Source organism: Streptomyces sp. GD-15H, assembly GCF_045291515.1.
GTDB lineage: Bacteria > Actinomycetota > Actinomycetes > Streptomycetales > Streptomycetaceae > Streptomyces.
In genome coordinates this window covers 4987426-5000501 of the sequence record NZ_CP149447.1, presented here as the reverse complement: position 1 = coordinate 5000501, position 13076 = coordinate 4987426, and the positions used below count along the sequence as shown (strand labels likewise).

General features: G+C 71.4%; 14 protein-coding genes and 2 pseudogenes. 2 read left to right on the top strand and 14 right to left on the bottom strand.

Annotation, left to right across the window (positions count from 1 at the left end; all coding sequences use genetic code 11):
- Window positions 1-99 precede the first annotated feature (99 nt).
- Window positions 100-277 (bottom strand): annotated as a pseudogene (locus tag WJ438_RS23760) (glyoxalase/bleomycin resistance/dioxygenase family protein); the annotation flags it as partial.
- A 27-nt stretch (window positions 278-304) separates the two neighbouring features.
- Between WJ438_RS23760 and WJ438_RS23755 the strand changes: the two are divergent.
- On the top strand, window positions 305-787 hold the full coding sequence (locus tag WJ438_RS23755; protein ID WP_406727024.1) for a DUF4291 family protein: 483 nt from the start codon (window positions 305-307) through the stop codon (window positions 785-787).
- A gap of 107 nt (window positions 788-894) precedes the next feature.
- Here the strand turns inward: WJ438_RS23755 and WJ438_RS23750 are convergent, their stop codons facing one another.
- From WJ438_RS23750 to WJ438_RS23695, 12 genes are all read right to left on the bottom strand, one after another.
- Complete coding sequence (locus tag WJ438_RS23750) at window positions 895-1704, bottom strand: hypothetical protein (RefSeq protein ID WP_406727023.1); 810 nt, start codon at window positions 1702-1704, stop codon at window positions 895-897.
- A 24-nt stretch (window positions 1705-1728) separates the two neighbouring features.
- The gene (locus WJ438_RS23745) at window positions 1729-2253 is read right to left on the bottom strand and encodes a hypothetical protein (protein WP_406727022.1); all 525 of its coding nucleotides are present in this window, start codon (window positions 2251-2253) and stop codon (window positions 1729-1731) included.
- Entirely contained in the window at window positions 2250-3530 is a 1281-nt protein-coding gene (locus WJ438_RS23740) for an MCE family protein (protein WP_406727021.1), read from the bottom strand. Before WJ438_RS23740 ends, WJ438_RS23745 begins: the two co-directional genes overlap by 4 nt.
- Window positions 3527-4843 carry an MCE family protein gene (locus tag WJ438_RS23735; RefSeq protein ID WP_406727020.1) on the bottom strand — a complete coding sequence of 439 codons (1317 nt, stop codon included), beginning with the start codon at window positions 4841-4843 and terminating at the stop codon, window positions 3527-3529. The genes WJ438_RS23740 and WJ438_RS23735 overlap by 4 nt, the downstream gene beginning before the upstream one ends.
- A complete protein-coding gene (locus WJ438_RS23730; RefSeq protein ID WP_406729790.1) occupies window positions 4840-5943 on the bottom strand; it encodes an MCE family protein in 1104 nt (367 codons plus the stop codon). The genes WJ438_RS23735 and WJ438_RS23730 overlap by 4 nt, the downstream gene beginning before the upstream one ends.
- 8 nt (window positions 5944-5951) lie before the next feature.
- Complete coding sequence (locus tag WJ438_RS23725) at window positions 5952-6932, bottom strand: MCE family protein (RefSeq protein WP_406729789.1); 981 nt, start codon at window positions 6930-6932, stop codon at window positions 5952-5954.
- Window positions 6933-7042: 110 nt separating this feature from the next.
- On the bottom strand, window positions 7043-8080 hold the full coding sequence (locus tag WJ438_RS23720; RefSeq protein WP_406727019.1) for an MCE family protein: 1038 nt from the start codon (window positions 8078-8080) through the stop codon (window positions 7043-7045).
- Window positions 8077-9321, bottom strand: a complete 1245-nt coding sequence (locus tag WJ438_RS23715) for an MCE family protein (protein WP_406727018.1) — start codon at window positions 9319-9321, stop codon at window positions 8077-8079. Before WJ438_RS23715 ends, WJ438_RS23720 begins: the two co-directional genes overlap by 4 nt.
- A 5-nt stretch (window positions 9322-9326) precedes the next feature.
- On the bottom strand, window positions 9327-10148 hold the full coding sequence (locus tag WJ438_RS23710; protein WP_406727017.1) for an MlaE family ABC transporter permease: 822 nt from the start codon (window positions 10146-10148) through the stop codon (window positions 9327-9329).
- Window positions 10149-10151: 3 nt separating this feature from the next.
- Window positions 10152-10922, bottom strand: a complete 771-nt coding sequence (locus tag WJ438_RS23705; protein WP_406727016.1) for an MlaE family ABC transporter permease — start codon at window positions 10920-10922, stop codon at window positions 10152-10154.
- Entirely contained in the window at window positions 10919-11848 is a 930-nt protein-coding gene (locus WJ438_RS23700) for an ABC transporter ATP-binding protein (RefSeq protein WP_406727015.1), read from the bottom strand. The genes WJ438_RS23705 and WJ438_RS23700 overlap by 4 nt, the downstream gene beginning before the upstream one ends.
- Before the next feature lie 109 nt (window positions 11849-11957).
- Window positions 11958-12245 carry a hypothetical protein gene (locus WJ438_RS23695; protein ID WP_406729983.1) on the bottom strand — a complete coding sequence of 96 codons (288 nt, stop codon included), beginning with the start codon at window positions 12243-12245 and terminating at the stop codon, window positions 11958-11960.
- Window positions 12246-12344: 99 nt separating this feature from the next.
- Here WJ438_RS23695 and WJ438_RS23690 point away from each other — a divergent pair, with 99 nt between their 5' ends.
- A complete protein-coding gene (locus WJ438_RS23690) occupies window positions 12345-12617 on the top strand; it encodes a hypothetical protein (RefSeq protein ID WP_406729982.1) in 273 nt (90 codons plus the stop codon).
- A gap of 8 nt (window positions 12618-12625) precedes the next feature.
- Here the strand turns inward: WJ438_RS23690 and WJ438_RS23685 are convergent.
- Window positions 12626-12958: pseudogene (locus WJ438_RS23685) on the bottom strand (RNA polymerase sigma factor); the annotation flags it as partial.
- Window positions 12959-13076 lie beyond the last annotated feature (118 nt).

The window sequence follows — 13076 nt, the reverse complement described above, 5'->3', positions numbered from 1 at the left end:
GCGGACCGGCAGCCGGGCGTTCAAGCTGCGGCGCGGGGCCGCGACCGGTCCCCCGTTCCGGCCGCGGTCTCGCCGATGTGCAGATGGGGCATGGGCGGGTCAGCAGTCGACCGCGGACGCCGGACCGGAGCAGCAGGTACTGCCCTTCTTCACGGCCATGGTGTCGGCGTTCGCCTTGACGATGTACACCTTCCGCGGCTCCTGGCCCGGGCCGTGGACCCAGCCCTTGTCCTGGAGGGCGTAGCAACAGGTGGTTGTCGTTCTCCTCGGTGGTGGAGGGACACCCCCGCGAACGTGGGTGGTGATGAAGACGGAGTGCGGAGCGGAGAGCCACAGGTACCTCGTGGATTCGCGAGTCGGACGAAAGGTGGTGGTGTGTGGCGGTACGGGTGATGCCTTCGTCTGCTCTACAGGGAGGCCGGCGGCGTCCGTCGCGAGAAACCGAACTCTTTTCGAAACGGCCTGGACAGTGCGCACGGAGTGCACCGGGCCAGAAAGGACCGTTCAACAAGGCTTGAAGTGGATCAAGCCGTCATTCCTGTGGATGATGTACCGCTGCGGCTGGCACGAAGGCAGGGCAGGAGACCGTTCTTGCTGTCGTCTTGCTGCCGAGATCGCGCGCGACGACTTCGAGGGGGCGATGCGCAACGCGTGCCTGCCGAGTGGAGCGGGCATACCCCGTCGGGGACGAACTGCTGGCCCACCTACGCTCGTGACCGTGCACGCGCCGAACGGCCGGCCGCCGCCCATGGGTCACGTGGCAGCACACAACCGCGGGCGCCGGTGACCACTGCCGGCACCGCCCCGAGCAGCAGCATGCCATTCGGCCCGCACCCCATTCCCCACGAAAAAGTGCCCCCGCGCGACTGCCCGAGGGCAGTTACGGAGGCCTGGTCAGAGGGCGTCGACGCCGCTCACCTTCCACCCCTGCGAGGTGCGACTGAGCGTCATCCGGACCCGGTTCAGATCCAGGCGTGGCCCGGTGACCTGGGTGCTCACCGTGACCTGGTTGACGAAGAGCAGCACCACGACCCGGTCCGGCGCGGCGGACACGACAGAGGCCGCGGGAGCCCCGCCGCCGGGCGGCTCCACGACCGTCGCCTTCACCACCCCCCGGTACTTCGCCGCGGTCGGGGCGACCACGGTCTTCGTGGTTCTGCGGTACTCCTCACGGAAGTCCCCGGTCAGGTGGGCGAGGGCGCGGGAGAAGTCCCGCTCCAGATGACGGTGGTCGTACGACAGCACCACCGGCGCCGCCTTCCGCGCGGCGGCCAGCGCCTCGTCCCGCGCCGCGTCGGCCCGCCGGGCATCGCGGTACTGCAGGCCGAGCACGGCCACCGCGACCAGGCCGACGACGAGAACCAGCGCCAGGAGCGCGCCGTACAGCCCCCGCCGCGACCGCGCCCCCTTCTTCGGCCGTTCCCCGGCTTCCCCGGCTTCCCCGGCCGGCTCGAGGTCGTCCTCGGGGGAATCCGACAACGGCTCGGGCGGGTCGTCCCAGCCGTCGGGAGGCTCGATCACCAGGGTGCGCCCGGAGATCCGCTCCAGCGGCGGGACATCGGCGCGTGCCTCGTCCCCGGCCGGTTCCGTCCGCCGCGGACGTGCCGTGCGCTCGGTGCGTCTGGCCGCCGCGCGGGCGGCGGCGGCAAGGGTGCGGCGGGCCGGGGCGCCGGCGCCGCGCGCTCGGGTGGGCGGGTTGCTCATGGTCCTGCTCCTCGGTGTCGCGGGTCAGCCGACGAACTCGACGTCGGAGGTCAGCCAGCGCCCGTCCCGGCGCACCAGGTCGAGTTGCAGCCGGTAGGTGCGCGCCTCGCCCTTGGGCACGGCGGTGTTGGTCACCTTGCTGTCGGCGACCACCAGCACCCGGGCCGAGCGCGCGTCGGACCGCACGATGCCCGCTTCGAGGACCTGCCCCTCGGACACGGACTTGTTCTGCTCGACCAGCTTCGTCAGCTCCTCCGTCTGCGCGGCGAACTCCTCGCGGAAGTCGCCCGTGGCGCCCCTGAGCACGTTGGCGCTGTCCCGTTCGTAGTGCCGGTAGTCGAGCGAGGTGAAGTTCAGCGCCGACTGGCGGGCCGCGGCCCGCACGTCCTGGCGCCGCTGCTCGGCCTCCCGCTGTCCCAGCACCTCGAAGGCGAGCCAGAGCGCCGACCCCGTGGTCAGTACGGTCGCCACGACCAGCCCCGCCGCCACCGCCCTGGAACGCCCCGCCCGCGCGAGGCGTCGCGCCCCCGCGCGTATCCGCCCGCTCACGCTCGTGCCATCGGTCCGACGAGCAGCCATTGCCACGACTCCTTTCCGAACATGCTCTGTTCACCGCCGGTCGAGCCGATCTCAACCGTCTTGCCGTCCGATCCGGTCGCGATGCCGGTCGCCGGGTCGTACGGGGCGACGTGCGCCGCCGGCTCCGTGCCGCCCGGACGGGACGCCGGGCCGGGGGCGTTCTGCGCACCGCGCACCGAGGTCTCACTGCCGCGCGGCTCGGCACAGCGGGCGCCGGTGTTCGCCTCACGCGTGCTCGTGTCGGCGGGGTCGCGCCGCCGGGTGTCGTACCCCCGGGTGCACGGCGGCGGGTCGTCGGCGCCCACGACCATCCCGAAGTGGGTGGTGCCGTCGCCGGGAATGACCGTGTAACTGCCCGCCACCACCAGGGGGAACGTCACCAGCGCCTGCTCCACACCGGGCAGCCGCGCCACGGTGACCCGGCCACCGCTGATGAGGTTGGCGAGCAGCACCGGCACGCTCGACTCGGTCGACTTCAGCAGCGAGTTGATCTCGACGGCGGCCGGGGTCGCGTTCCCGATCAGCCGGCGCAGATCCCCGTCGCTCGACTTGAGCTGCTCCGTCAGCGCCGCCAGGTCGCGGGAGAACGCCTTGATGGCCGAGCCCTGGTCGGCCTGTGTCTTGAGCACCGTGCGCGAGTCCTCGATCAGCGCGACCGTCTCCGGCAGGGCGTCGGACGCCGACTCGACGAGCGCGTTGCCCGAGTCGGCCAGCTTTCCCAGGTGCGGTCCGGTGCCGGCGAACGCCTCGCCCAACTCGTCGACGGTGGTGCGCAGATCGTCCTTGCCGACCGAGTTCACCAGCCGGTCGAGACTGCCCACCAGGTCCGTGGTGGGCAGCGGCACCCGGGTGCGCTCGCGCGGGATCGTGGCGCCGTCGAGCAGATACGGCCCGCCGTCGCGGCGGGGCTGGAGGTCGACGTACTGCTCGCCGACCGCCGAGCGGTTCGCCACCACGGCCAGTGTGCCGGCGGGGATGCGCGGCGCCCCGTCGTCGATCTCCAGCGTCACCGACACCCCGTCGCCGGTCAGCCGCAGCGGGCCCACCCGGCCCACCGGCACACCCCGGTAGGTGACCTCGGCGCCCGAGAAGATCCCGCCGGAGCCCGCGAATTGGGCCCGGACGGTGTACCCCCGGTCGAGGAGGGCGTCCGCGAGCCCCGTGTACTCGGTGCCCACGTACGACACTCCGACCGCGGTGACGGTGGCGAACGCGAGCAGCTGGGCCCTGACCGTCCTGGTGATCACGGCAGCATCCCCTTCAGCATCAGCTCGGCCAGCGCCAGGTCGGTCCCCGGCGGGAGACGGCGGGAGTCCCCGCCGCCGAAGCCGGCGGTGCACACCGGCGGGCACAGCGGGCCGCCCTCCCGGGGCGGCGCCGGCGCGGTGGGCGCGTCGGGCAGACCGGGGACGGACGGCTCGGGCAGCGGAACGTCCGGCACCTCCGGTACGTCGGGCAGGTCCGGCAGGTCCGGCAGGTCCGGCAGCTCGGGAGCGTCCGGCGTGCCGGGCGGCCGCGGCCCGCCCCCGTCCTCACCGGGCTCGTCGGTGAGGTTGCCGTAGATGCTCGACAGGTCGAGGTCGGCGGTGATCTGAAGGTTGACGTAGTCGCCCTTGACGGCGTCCGCGGCGTTGCGCGGGAACGGGTACGTGGTCAGCAGTTCGAGGGAGTTGGGCAGGTCGTCGCCCGCCTTGTTCAACTGCTGGAGGATCGGACGGAGCCGCTTCAGATTGGCGACGGTGTCGTCGTGGGAGGCGTTGACCACCCGTGTGCCCGTCGTGCCGAGCTTCGACAGGGCCGTGAGCATCTTCGTCAGGTCGCGGCGCTGGTCGGCGAGGACCTTCAGTGCCGGCGGCATGGTGTCGACCGCCTCGGCGATGGTCTTCTTCTCCTTGCCGAGCCGTTTGGCCAGCCGGTCGATGCCCTTGAGCGCGCGGACGATCTCCTTGCGCTGTCCGTCCAGGCCCCCGAGGAACGTGTCGAGTTCCTTCAGCAGGGACTTGACCCGGTTCTCGCGGCCCCCCAGCGCCTTGTTCAGCTCGATGGTGATCGTCTTCAGCTGCGCCACCCCGCCGCCGTTCAGCAACGCGGACAGCGCGGACAGCACCTCCTCGATCTCCGGGTTGCGGCCGCTGCGGGACAGCGGAATGCGGTCCCCGTCGGCGAGACGTCCAACGGGGGCGGCGCCGGCGGGCGCGGACAGCGCCACGTACTTCTCGCCGAGCATGCTGGTCTGCCGCAGCTCGGCGACCGCGTTGGCGGGCAGCTTCACCGAGTCCGCGACCCGCAGCCGCACCCGGGCGTGCCAGCCGTCCAGTTCGACCTTCTCCACCGCGCCCACGGTCACGTCATTGACCTTCACGGCGGACTGCGGCACCAGGTCCAGCACATCCCGGAACTCGACGGTGACATGGAAGGCGGCGCCGTCGGCGGCGGCCCCGCCGGGCAGCGGCACGTCGTACCAGCCGTTGAACTCGCAGCCGGACAACAGCAGACTGCCCGCCGCCGCCCAGGCGAACGCGCCGGTCCCGCGGCGCCCGTTCGTGCGTCGTGCGCTCATGCGCCGGCCTCCAGGATGCCGCCGAGGGTGCGGTCGACCGAGCCGGGCGCGGCCGGTGCCCGAGGCGGTTCGGGCAGGGAGTCGAAGAGCCGCTTCAGCTCCCGGCAGTCGGGGTTCCCACCGCCCTCGTCCCCGGTCGTGCGCAGCAGGGAGCACAGCAGGGCGGCCGGGTCCTGCGGGTGGTCGGGGTTGTTGCGGGTGTCGAGGGTGCCGGACGACGCGTTGTAGGCGTTCTGCAGATTGGACAGGCCGGTCGGGGCGACCTCCAGGAGTTCCTCCAGGGCGGCCCGCTGGGTGACCAGCACTTTGGTCACCTTGCTCAGCCCTTTCACGTTCGACGTCAGGGACTTCTTGTTCTTCTTGACGAAGTCGGACACGTCACCGAGGGCCGTACCGAGGTTCTTGAGCGCCGCCGCCAGGTCCTCGCGCTCCCCGGCGAGCTGCTCCGCGACCTCGGCGAGGCTGGTGTTGAACGCCCGCACCTCCTTGTCGTCGGCGGCCAGCGCGGCGGTGAACACCTGGAGGTTGCGCACGGTGCCGAACAGATCGCCCCGGTGGTCGGACAGCGTGCCGGCCGCCGCCGAGAGGTCCTTCACCATGCCGTGCAGATTCCCGCCCTGACCCTCGAGGTTGTCGGCGCTCACCCCGAGCAGACGGGACAGCGAGCCGTCCTTGTTGGCCCCCTCCGGTCCGAGCGCCTCGGCCGTGGTGTGCAGGCTGTCGAAGACCCGGTCGAGCTCGACGGGGACGGCCGTGCGCGACTCGGGGATGACATCGCCGTTCCGCAGCGCCGGTCCCTTCCGGTACACCGGCAGCAGTTGCACGTAACGGTCGCTGACCACCGAGGAGTTGATGATCGCGGCCCGGGCGTCCGCCGGAACCCGGCGGCCCTCCTCGTACTCCAGCTCCACCCGGACCCGGCCGCCCTCGGGCACGATCTCCTTGACCTCGCCGATCCGGACGCCCAGGACCCGGACGTCGGAACCGGGGTAGATGCCGACGGTGCGCGGGAAGTACGCCGTGACGCGCACCGTCCCGGGGCGCGGCCACAGCACGTAGGTGAGCGCGGCGACCAGGGCCAGGGCGGTGACCAGCGCGATGCGTTTCCTCACGGGGTGCCTCCCGTCCTGGGCACCACGGGTGCCGCTACCAGGTTCTGGATGTAGCTGTCGAACCAGCGGCCGTTGCCGAGGGTGTTGGAGAAGACCCGGACGTAGGGGGCGAGCAGTTCCACGCTGCGGTCGAGGCTCTTCTGGTTGCGTTCCAGCATCTTCACGAACGTGTTCAGGTTCCTCAGCGCGGGGCCGATCTCCTTGCGGTTGTCCTCGACCAACCCGGACAGTTCGACACCGAGCTCGGCGGAGGACGTCAGCAGCTTGTGGATCGCCTTGCGGCGCTTGCTGATCTCCTTGAACAGCTCGTTGCCGTCCTTGACCATGGCGCTGAAGTCGCCGGAGCGTTCGGCCAGCACGCCGCTGACGCCGTTCGCCCGGTCGAGGAGTTCACCGAGTTCCTTGTCCCGCGAGGCGACCGTCCGGGAGATCTTCGACAGGCCCTTGACGGAGGCACGCACCTCTTCGGGCGAGTCCTGGAAGGTGTCCGAGAGGGTGTCCAGCGCCTTCGCCAGCCGCTGGGTGTCGACCTCCTCCGTCGTGGTCGTCAGATCACTGAACGCCTCCACCACGTCGTAGGCCGGGACCGTCCGCCGCAGCGGGATCTCGCTGCCCGCCGGGAGCTGCCCGGGGCCCTCGGGGTGCAGGGCGAGGTACTTGGCGCCGAGGATGGTCTCCACCCGGATCGACGCGCCGGTCTCCCGGCCGAACTCCGGTTCGCCGCGCAGCTTGAACATCACCTTGACGTGGTCGCCGTCCAGGTCGACGGTCTCCACCTTGCCGACCTTCACCCCGGCGATCCGCACTTCGTCCCCGGGCTTCAGCCCGCCCGCCTCCGAGAAGGCCGCGCTGTAGCGCGTGCCGCCACCGATCAGCGGCAGGTCGTCGGCGTTGAAGGCGGCGACGGTCAGCAGCGCGAGGACGGTCAGTCCGACGGCGCCGACGACCAGCGGACTGCGCTCCCGGAACGGCTTCATCCGGGGCCCGCGCCCCTTGCGGCGCCGCAGCCTCGGCAGTCGCGGCGGCCTGATCCGCGTCTTCGCCGACGGCTCCGGCCCGCCCTTCCGGCGCGGGAGGAAACGTATGCTCATTCCCCGCACCTCGCCCGTGCCACGTGCAGCCGCGGAGTGAGCACCTCGTCGCTGCCCGGCAGCACGACCCGGCCGTCGAAGTCGCACAGGTAGAAGTTGAACCACGAGCCGTAGGACGCCGTCCCGGTCAGCTCGTTGAGCTTGTTCGGCAGCCGCTTCAGCACGCCCTCCACGGTCTTCTCGTTCTCGTTCAGGTTTCCGGTGAGCTCGTTCAGCTCGGCGATGTCGTCCTTCAGCGGCGGCCGGGCGTCCTTCAGCAGCCCCGAGGTGGCATCCGCGAGGTCACCGATGCTCACCAGCGACTTGCCGAGCGGCTTGCGGTCGGCGGACAGCCCGGATATCACCCGCCGCAACTGTTTGAGCAGGCCGGAGAACCGGCCGCTGCGCCGGTCGAGCGTGGTGAGCACCGAGTTGAGGTTGGTGATGACCGAGCCGATCAGCTCGTCGCGGCCGGCGAGCGTCGTGGTGAGCGACGCGGTGTGCGCGAGCAGGCTGTTCACCGTGCCGCCCTCGCCCTGCAGGGTCTTGATGACCTCGGTGGCGAGCTGGTTGACGTCCTCCGGGCTGAGCGCGGCGAACAGCGGCTTGAAGCCGTTCAGCAGCACGTTGAGGTCCAGTGCGGGCTGTGTCCGGGACAGCGGGATGGTGCCGCCCGGCCGCAGCCGGGTGCCGTCGCCCGAGCCCTCGGTGAGCGCGACGTACCGCCGGCCGACCAGGTTCCGGTAGCGCACCACCGCGCCGGTCGTGGTCAGCAGCGGCCGGTCGGCGCGGACGCTGAAGGTGATCTCGGCGCGGGTCCGGTCCTTGATCCGGATGTCCTCGACCTCGCCGACCCGCACCCCGGCGACCCGGATGTCGTCGCCCTCCTCCAGGCCGGTGACATCGCTGAACACCGCCCGGTAGGAGTGCTTCGGCTCGAAGGAGATGTTGACGATGGTGGCGGCGAGCAGGGCCGTCGCCAGGATCGTCACCAGGGCGAACAGGCTGAACTTGACCAGCGGAGCCACGGTCTGCCGGGCCTTGGACGTGCTCATGCGACGCTCACCGCCGTTCCCCGGGCGAGCGGGCCGAAGAGCAGCGTCGTCACGGGCGGGACCTCGTCCGCCGGCACGCCCAGCACGGGCGCGACGAGCGAGCCGACCGCCCGCTGCTCGGCCGCGGTGGCGGACACCGGCGACGGACCGCCCGATCCGCCCGGAGCGGCCGATCTCGCGCCGTCGTCGAGGTCGATGTGCGGTGCGGGCACCTGCGGACGGGGCATGCCGTGGCAGTTCGGGCCGGACCGCTCGCCGTAGACGGGTTCCTCGCCGGGCTCGTACGCCGGCCGGGCACGGACCACCTCCAGGGTGATCCGCATCCTGCCGCCCCGGAAGGTCTCCTCCGCCGCCTTGTTCTGCCGCACCAGCCCGGCCAGCAGGCACGGGTACTGGGGGGAGTAGCGGGCGAACAGGTCCAGCGTGGGGCGGGAGACCCGGCCCAGGGTGATCAACCGGTCGCCGTTGGCGTCGAGGAACTTCCGCCCGGTCCCGGCGACGGTCGCCGTGGTGCGCAGCGCCGAGGCCAGGCGGTCCTTCTTCTCGACCAGGGTGCGACTGGTGGTGACGGCGTTGCGCAGGACGCGCAGCAGGTCCGGTGCCGCGTCGCCGTACACCTCCGCCACGTCCGCGAACCGCGAGATGTCCTCCTTCAGCGACGGCAGATGGGGATTGAGTTCGCGCAGATAGGCCTCCAGCCGGGTGAGGTTGTCACCGATCCGGTCACCACGGCCCTCCAGCGCGCCCGCGAACGCGGAGAGCGTGGCGTTGAGTTCACCGGGCTCGACCGTGCGCAGCAGCGGCAGCAGGTCGTTCATCAGCTGCTGGACCTCCATGCCGACCGTCGTACGGTCCTGGGTGATGACGTCCCCGGCGCGGATCGGCCGGGCGGTGGAGCGGGCGGGCGCCACCAGGTCGACGTACTTCTCGCCGAACAGCGTCTTGGGCAGCAGCCGCGCCCGTACGTCCGACGGGATGTGCGCGACGTGCTCGGGCTTCAGGGCGAGGTCGAGGGTCGCCTTCGTGCCGTCCGCGTGCACCGCGCGCACCTCGCCGACCAGCAGCCCCCGCAGCTTGACGTCGGCGCGCGGATCGAGCTGGTTGCCGAGCCGGCCAGCTTCCAACGTGACCCGGACGACGGGCGTGAACGCCTGCTGGTAGACGGCCACCGCGAGGGACAGCAGCAGCGCGAGCACGGCGATGAACACGACGCCGTACAGCCTCAGTCTCGTCGCTCCCACCACGCTCACCCCGCGATCCGTACGGTCGTGCTGGCGCCCCAGATCGCCAGGGACAGGAAGAAGTCGAGGACGTTGATCGCCACGATCGAGGTGCGCACCCCACGGCCCACCGCGACGCCGACTCCCGCCGGGCCACCGCTCGCGTGGTAGCCGTAGTAGCAGTGCACCAGGATGATCAGGACCGCGAAGACGATCACCTTGCCGAATGACCAGAACACGTCGACCGGGGGCAGGTACTGGTGGAAATAGTGGTCGTAGGTGCCCGTCGACTGCCCGTGGTAGGCGGTGGTGATGGTCCGCGCGGCCAGGTACGAGGACAGCAGCCCGACCACGTACAGGGGGATCACGGCGACGAACCCGGCGATCATCCGGGTCGTCACCAGGAACGGCAGTGAGGGGACGCCCATCACCTCGAGCGCGTCGATCTCCTCACTGATCCGCATCGCGCCGAGCTGCGCTGTGAACCCGGCCCCGACCGTCGCCGAGAGGGCGAGCCCGGCCACCAGCGGGGCGATCTCCCGGGTGTTGAAGTACGCCGACAGGAAGGCCACGAAGTTGGAGGTGCCGAGCTGGTTGAGGGCCGCGTAGCCCTGGAGGCCGACCTCGGTGCCGGTGAAGAACGACAGGAAGGCGATCACGCCGACCGTGCCGCCCACCACGGCCAGCGCGCCGCGGCCGAAGCTCACCTCGGCCAGCAGCCGCAGCACCTCCTTCTTGTAGCGGCGCAGAGTACGGCCCGTCCACACGAGTGACCGGCCGTAGAAGGACAGTTGGGCGCCCAGCTCCTCCAGGGAGCGCAGCGGGCGTTCGAGGAGTCGTCGTCGCATCGGCTAACCCCTCTGCGGGACGACCTGGAAGTACACCGCGGTCATCACGAAGTTGGTCACGAACAGCAACATGAAGGTGATCACCACGGACTGGTTCACGGCGTCGCCCACACCCTTGGATCCGCCCGCGGCGGTGAGCCCCTTGTACGAGGCGACGATCCCGGCGATCGCCCCGAACACCAGCGCCTTCAACTCGGCCGCCCACAGGTCGGACAGCTGGGCGAGAGTGGTGAAGGAGGCCAGGTAGGCGCCCGGAGTGCCGTTCTGCAGCACCACGTTGAAGAAGTAGCCGCCCGCCACGCCGACCACCGACACCAGGCCGTTCAGCAGCACGGCCACCAGCATCGAGGCGAGCACGCGCGGCACGACGAGCCGGTGGATCGGGTCGATGCCGAGCACCTGCATGGCGTCGATCTCCTCACGGATCTTCCGCGCCCCGAGGTCCGCGCAGATCGCCGTGCCGCCCGCGCCCGCGATCAGCAGCGCGGTGACGATCGGGGAGGCCTCCCGCAGCACCGCGAGGACCGAGGCCGCACCAGCGAAGGACTGCGCACCCAACTGCCGGGTCAGGCTGCCGATCTGCAGGGCGATGACCGCCCCGAAGGGGATGGAGACGAGGGCCGTCGGCAGGATGGTGACGCTCGCCACGAACCACGCCTGCTGGATGAACTCCCGCGCCTGGAAAGGGCGTCGCGGCAGCGTCCGCAGCACGTCCAGGGCCAGCGCGAACAGACTGCCGGTGTGCCGGAGCGCTCCGGTGGGTGACAGGCTCATGCGCCGGCCGCCTCCTTCCGGTGCAGCTCCGCCTCGCGCCGCGCGATCGCCTCCCAGCGGGGCGGGCGGCCGATGTCCGGTCCCGGCAGCAGGCGGGGCGTGAGCTCCGGGACGCGTCCGCCGTCGTCGAGCTGCGCGAGCTCCTGCTCGACCTGCGCGGCGTCCTTCTCCTCCGCCATGCCGATCGGGCCCTGCATCCTGCCGTGCAGGAACTGCCGTACGACGGGCTCGTCACTGGTCAGCAGCGTCTCGCGGGGCCCGAACAGCACCAGTTCGCGCCGGAACAGCAGCCCGATGTTGTCCGGGACCTGGCGGGCCGAGGCGATGTCGTGCGTGACGATCAGGAACGTCGCGTCGATCTGGGCGTTGAGGTCGACGATCAGCTGGTTGAGGTAGGCGACGCGCACCGGGTCCAGGCCCGAGTCCGGTTCGTCGAAGAGGATGATCTCCGGGTCGAGCACCAGGGCGCGGGCCAGCCCTGCCCGCTTGCGCATGCCGCCGCTGATCTCGCCGGGCAGCTTCTCCTCGGCGCCGATCAGCCCGACCATGTCCATCTTCTCCAGCACGACGCGCCGGATGTCGCTCTCGGACCTGCGGGTGTGCTCGCGCAGCGGGAAGGCGATGTTGTCGTACAGATTCATCGAGCCGAACAGCGCGCCGTCCTGGAACAGCACCCCGAACAGCTTCCGCACCTCGTAGAGCTCGTGCTCGCGCAGCTCGGTGATGTCGCGCCCGGCGACCTTCACCGAGCCCCGGTCCGGCTTGAGCAGCCCGACGAGCGTCTTGAGGAACACCGACTTGCCCGTCCCCGAGGGGCCGAGCAGCACCGAGACCTCGCCGGCGGGCAGCGTCAGCGAGACGTCCTGCCAGATGACCTGGTGGCCGAAGGACTTGGTCAGCCCTTCCACACAGATCTCGACACCCATCCGGTTACACCCTTCGCCCGTGGAGCAGCTCCGACATCTGCTCTACGGGGAGGGGAGGGGCGTCCGTCGCGGCGGACGAAGAATTTTTTACGGACGCGTGTACGGGGCGCTACGGCAGCTTCGGTGACAACGTGCGCGAAGGCGTCTTCGGGGCGGAGACGGAGGGCGGAGCGGCCGGTACGGCCGAAGCCGGGGGAAGCGACGGGACCGACGAGGCGGCCGACTCCGTCGGCAAGCCCGGCGCGGCGGTCGGCAGGCTCGGCGCGGCGGTCGGCAGGCTCGGCGCGGCGGTCGGCAGGCTCGGCACCTTCGGCACCTCGGGCACCTGCAGGACCTGCGGCGCCGACAGCTCAGCGAGCGGGGACGCGGACACGTCCGGCAGGGACGGCACCGACACCGACAGGGACGTTCCGCCGGTGGGTGAGGGCGTCCGACCCCAGGCCCCGGACGCCGAGGACAAGGGGGTGGGCGGCGTCCTGGGGGCGCGCCCCGGCCCGTGGCCTCGCTGCCCAGGACCGGCGCGTCGCTGGACACGGCCGGCCGCGGCGCCGGACCGTTCCCGTTTCCGCCCGCGTCGAGCGCGTACGGCAGCACGAACCCCGCCACCGTCAGGGTCGCCGCCGTCGAGGTGACCGCGACCGCCTGGGCATGGCCGCCCCAGCGCGGCCGCCCGCGCCCGACCAGGAACAGCACCAACCCGAGCGTCCCGGCCAGCGAGGCGCGCAGCGTCCGCCGGGCCCGGGCGAGCAGCGACTCGACGGTCCGGTAGCTGAGCCCCATCCGCACCGCGACCTGGCTCACGTCCAGGTCCTCGGACCTCAGCCGGAGCGCCTCCGCCTGCCGGGCGGGCAGCTCACCGCTGCGCACGGCGAGCCACTTCGCCTCGGCCCGGTCGCACACCGCCTCCTCGACGGGTACCGGGCCCGGCACGACGAGTGTGGGGCGGCTGCCCACCTCGGCCTCGCGGTTGACCTGCCGGTACCGGTCGACGCACAGCCGCATCGTCACCGTCGTCAGCCAGGCGCCGAGCCGCTCGTCGTCGAGGTACGGGCGCTCCGCGGCCCGCAGCATCGCCTCGTGAACGGCGTCCTCGGCGTCCTCCTGGCTCATGGATCGCCGCCGGGCCACCTTGAGCAGCTGCTCGCGATGGCTCCACATGCGCTGCCAACGCTCGTCGGCGGCCGCTCTGTCCGCAGGCATGTCCGTCGCCATGAGGGCCCCTTCGCAC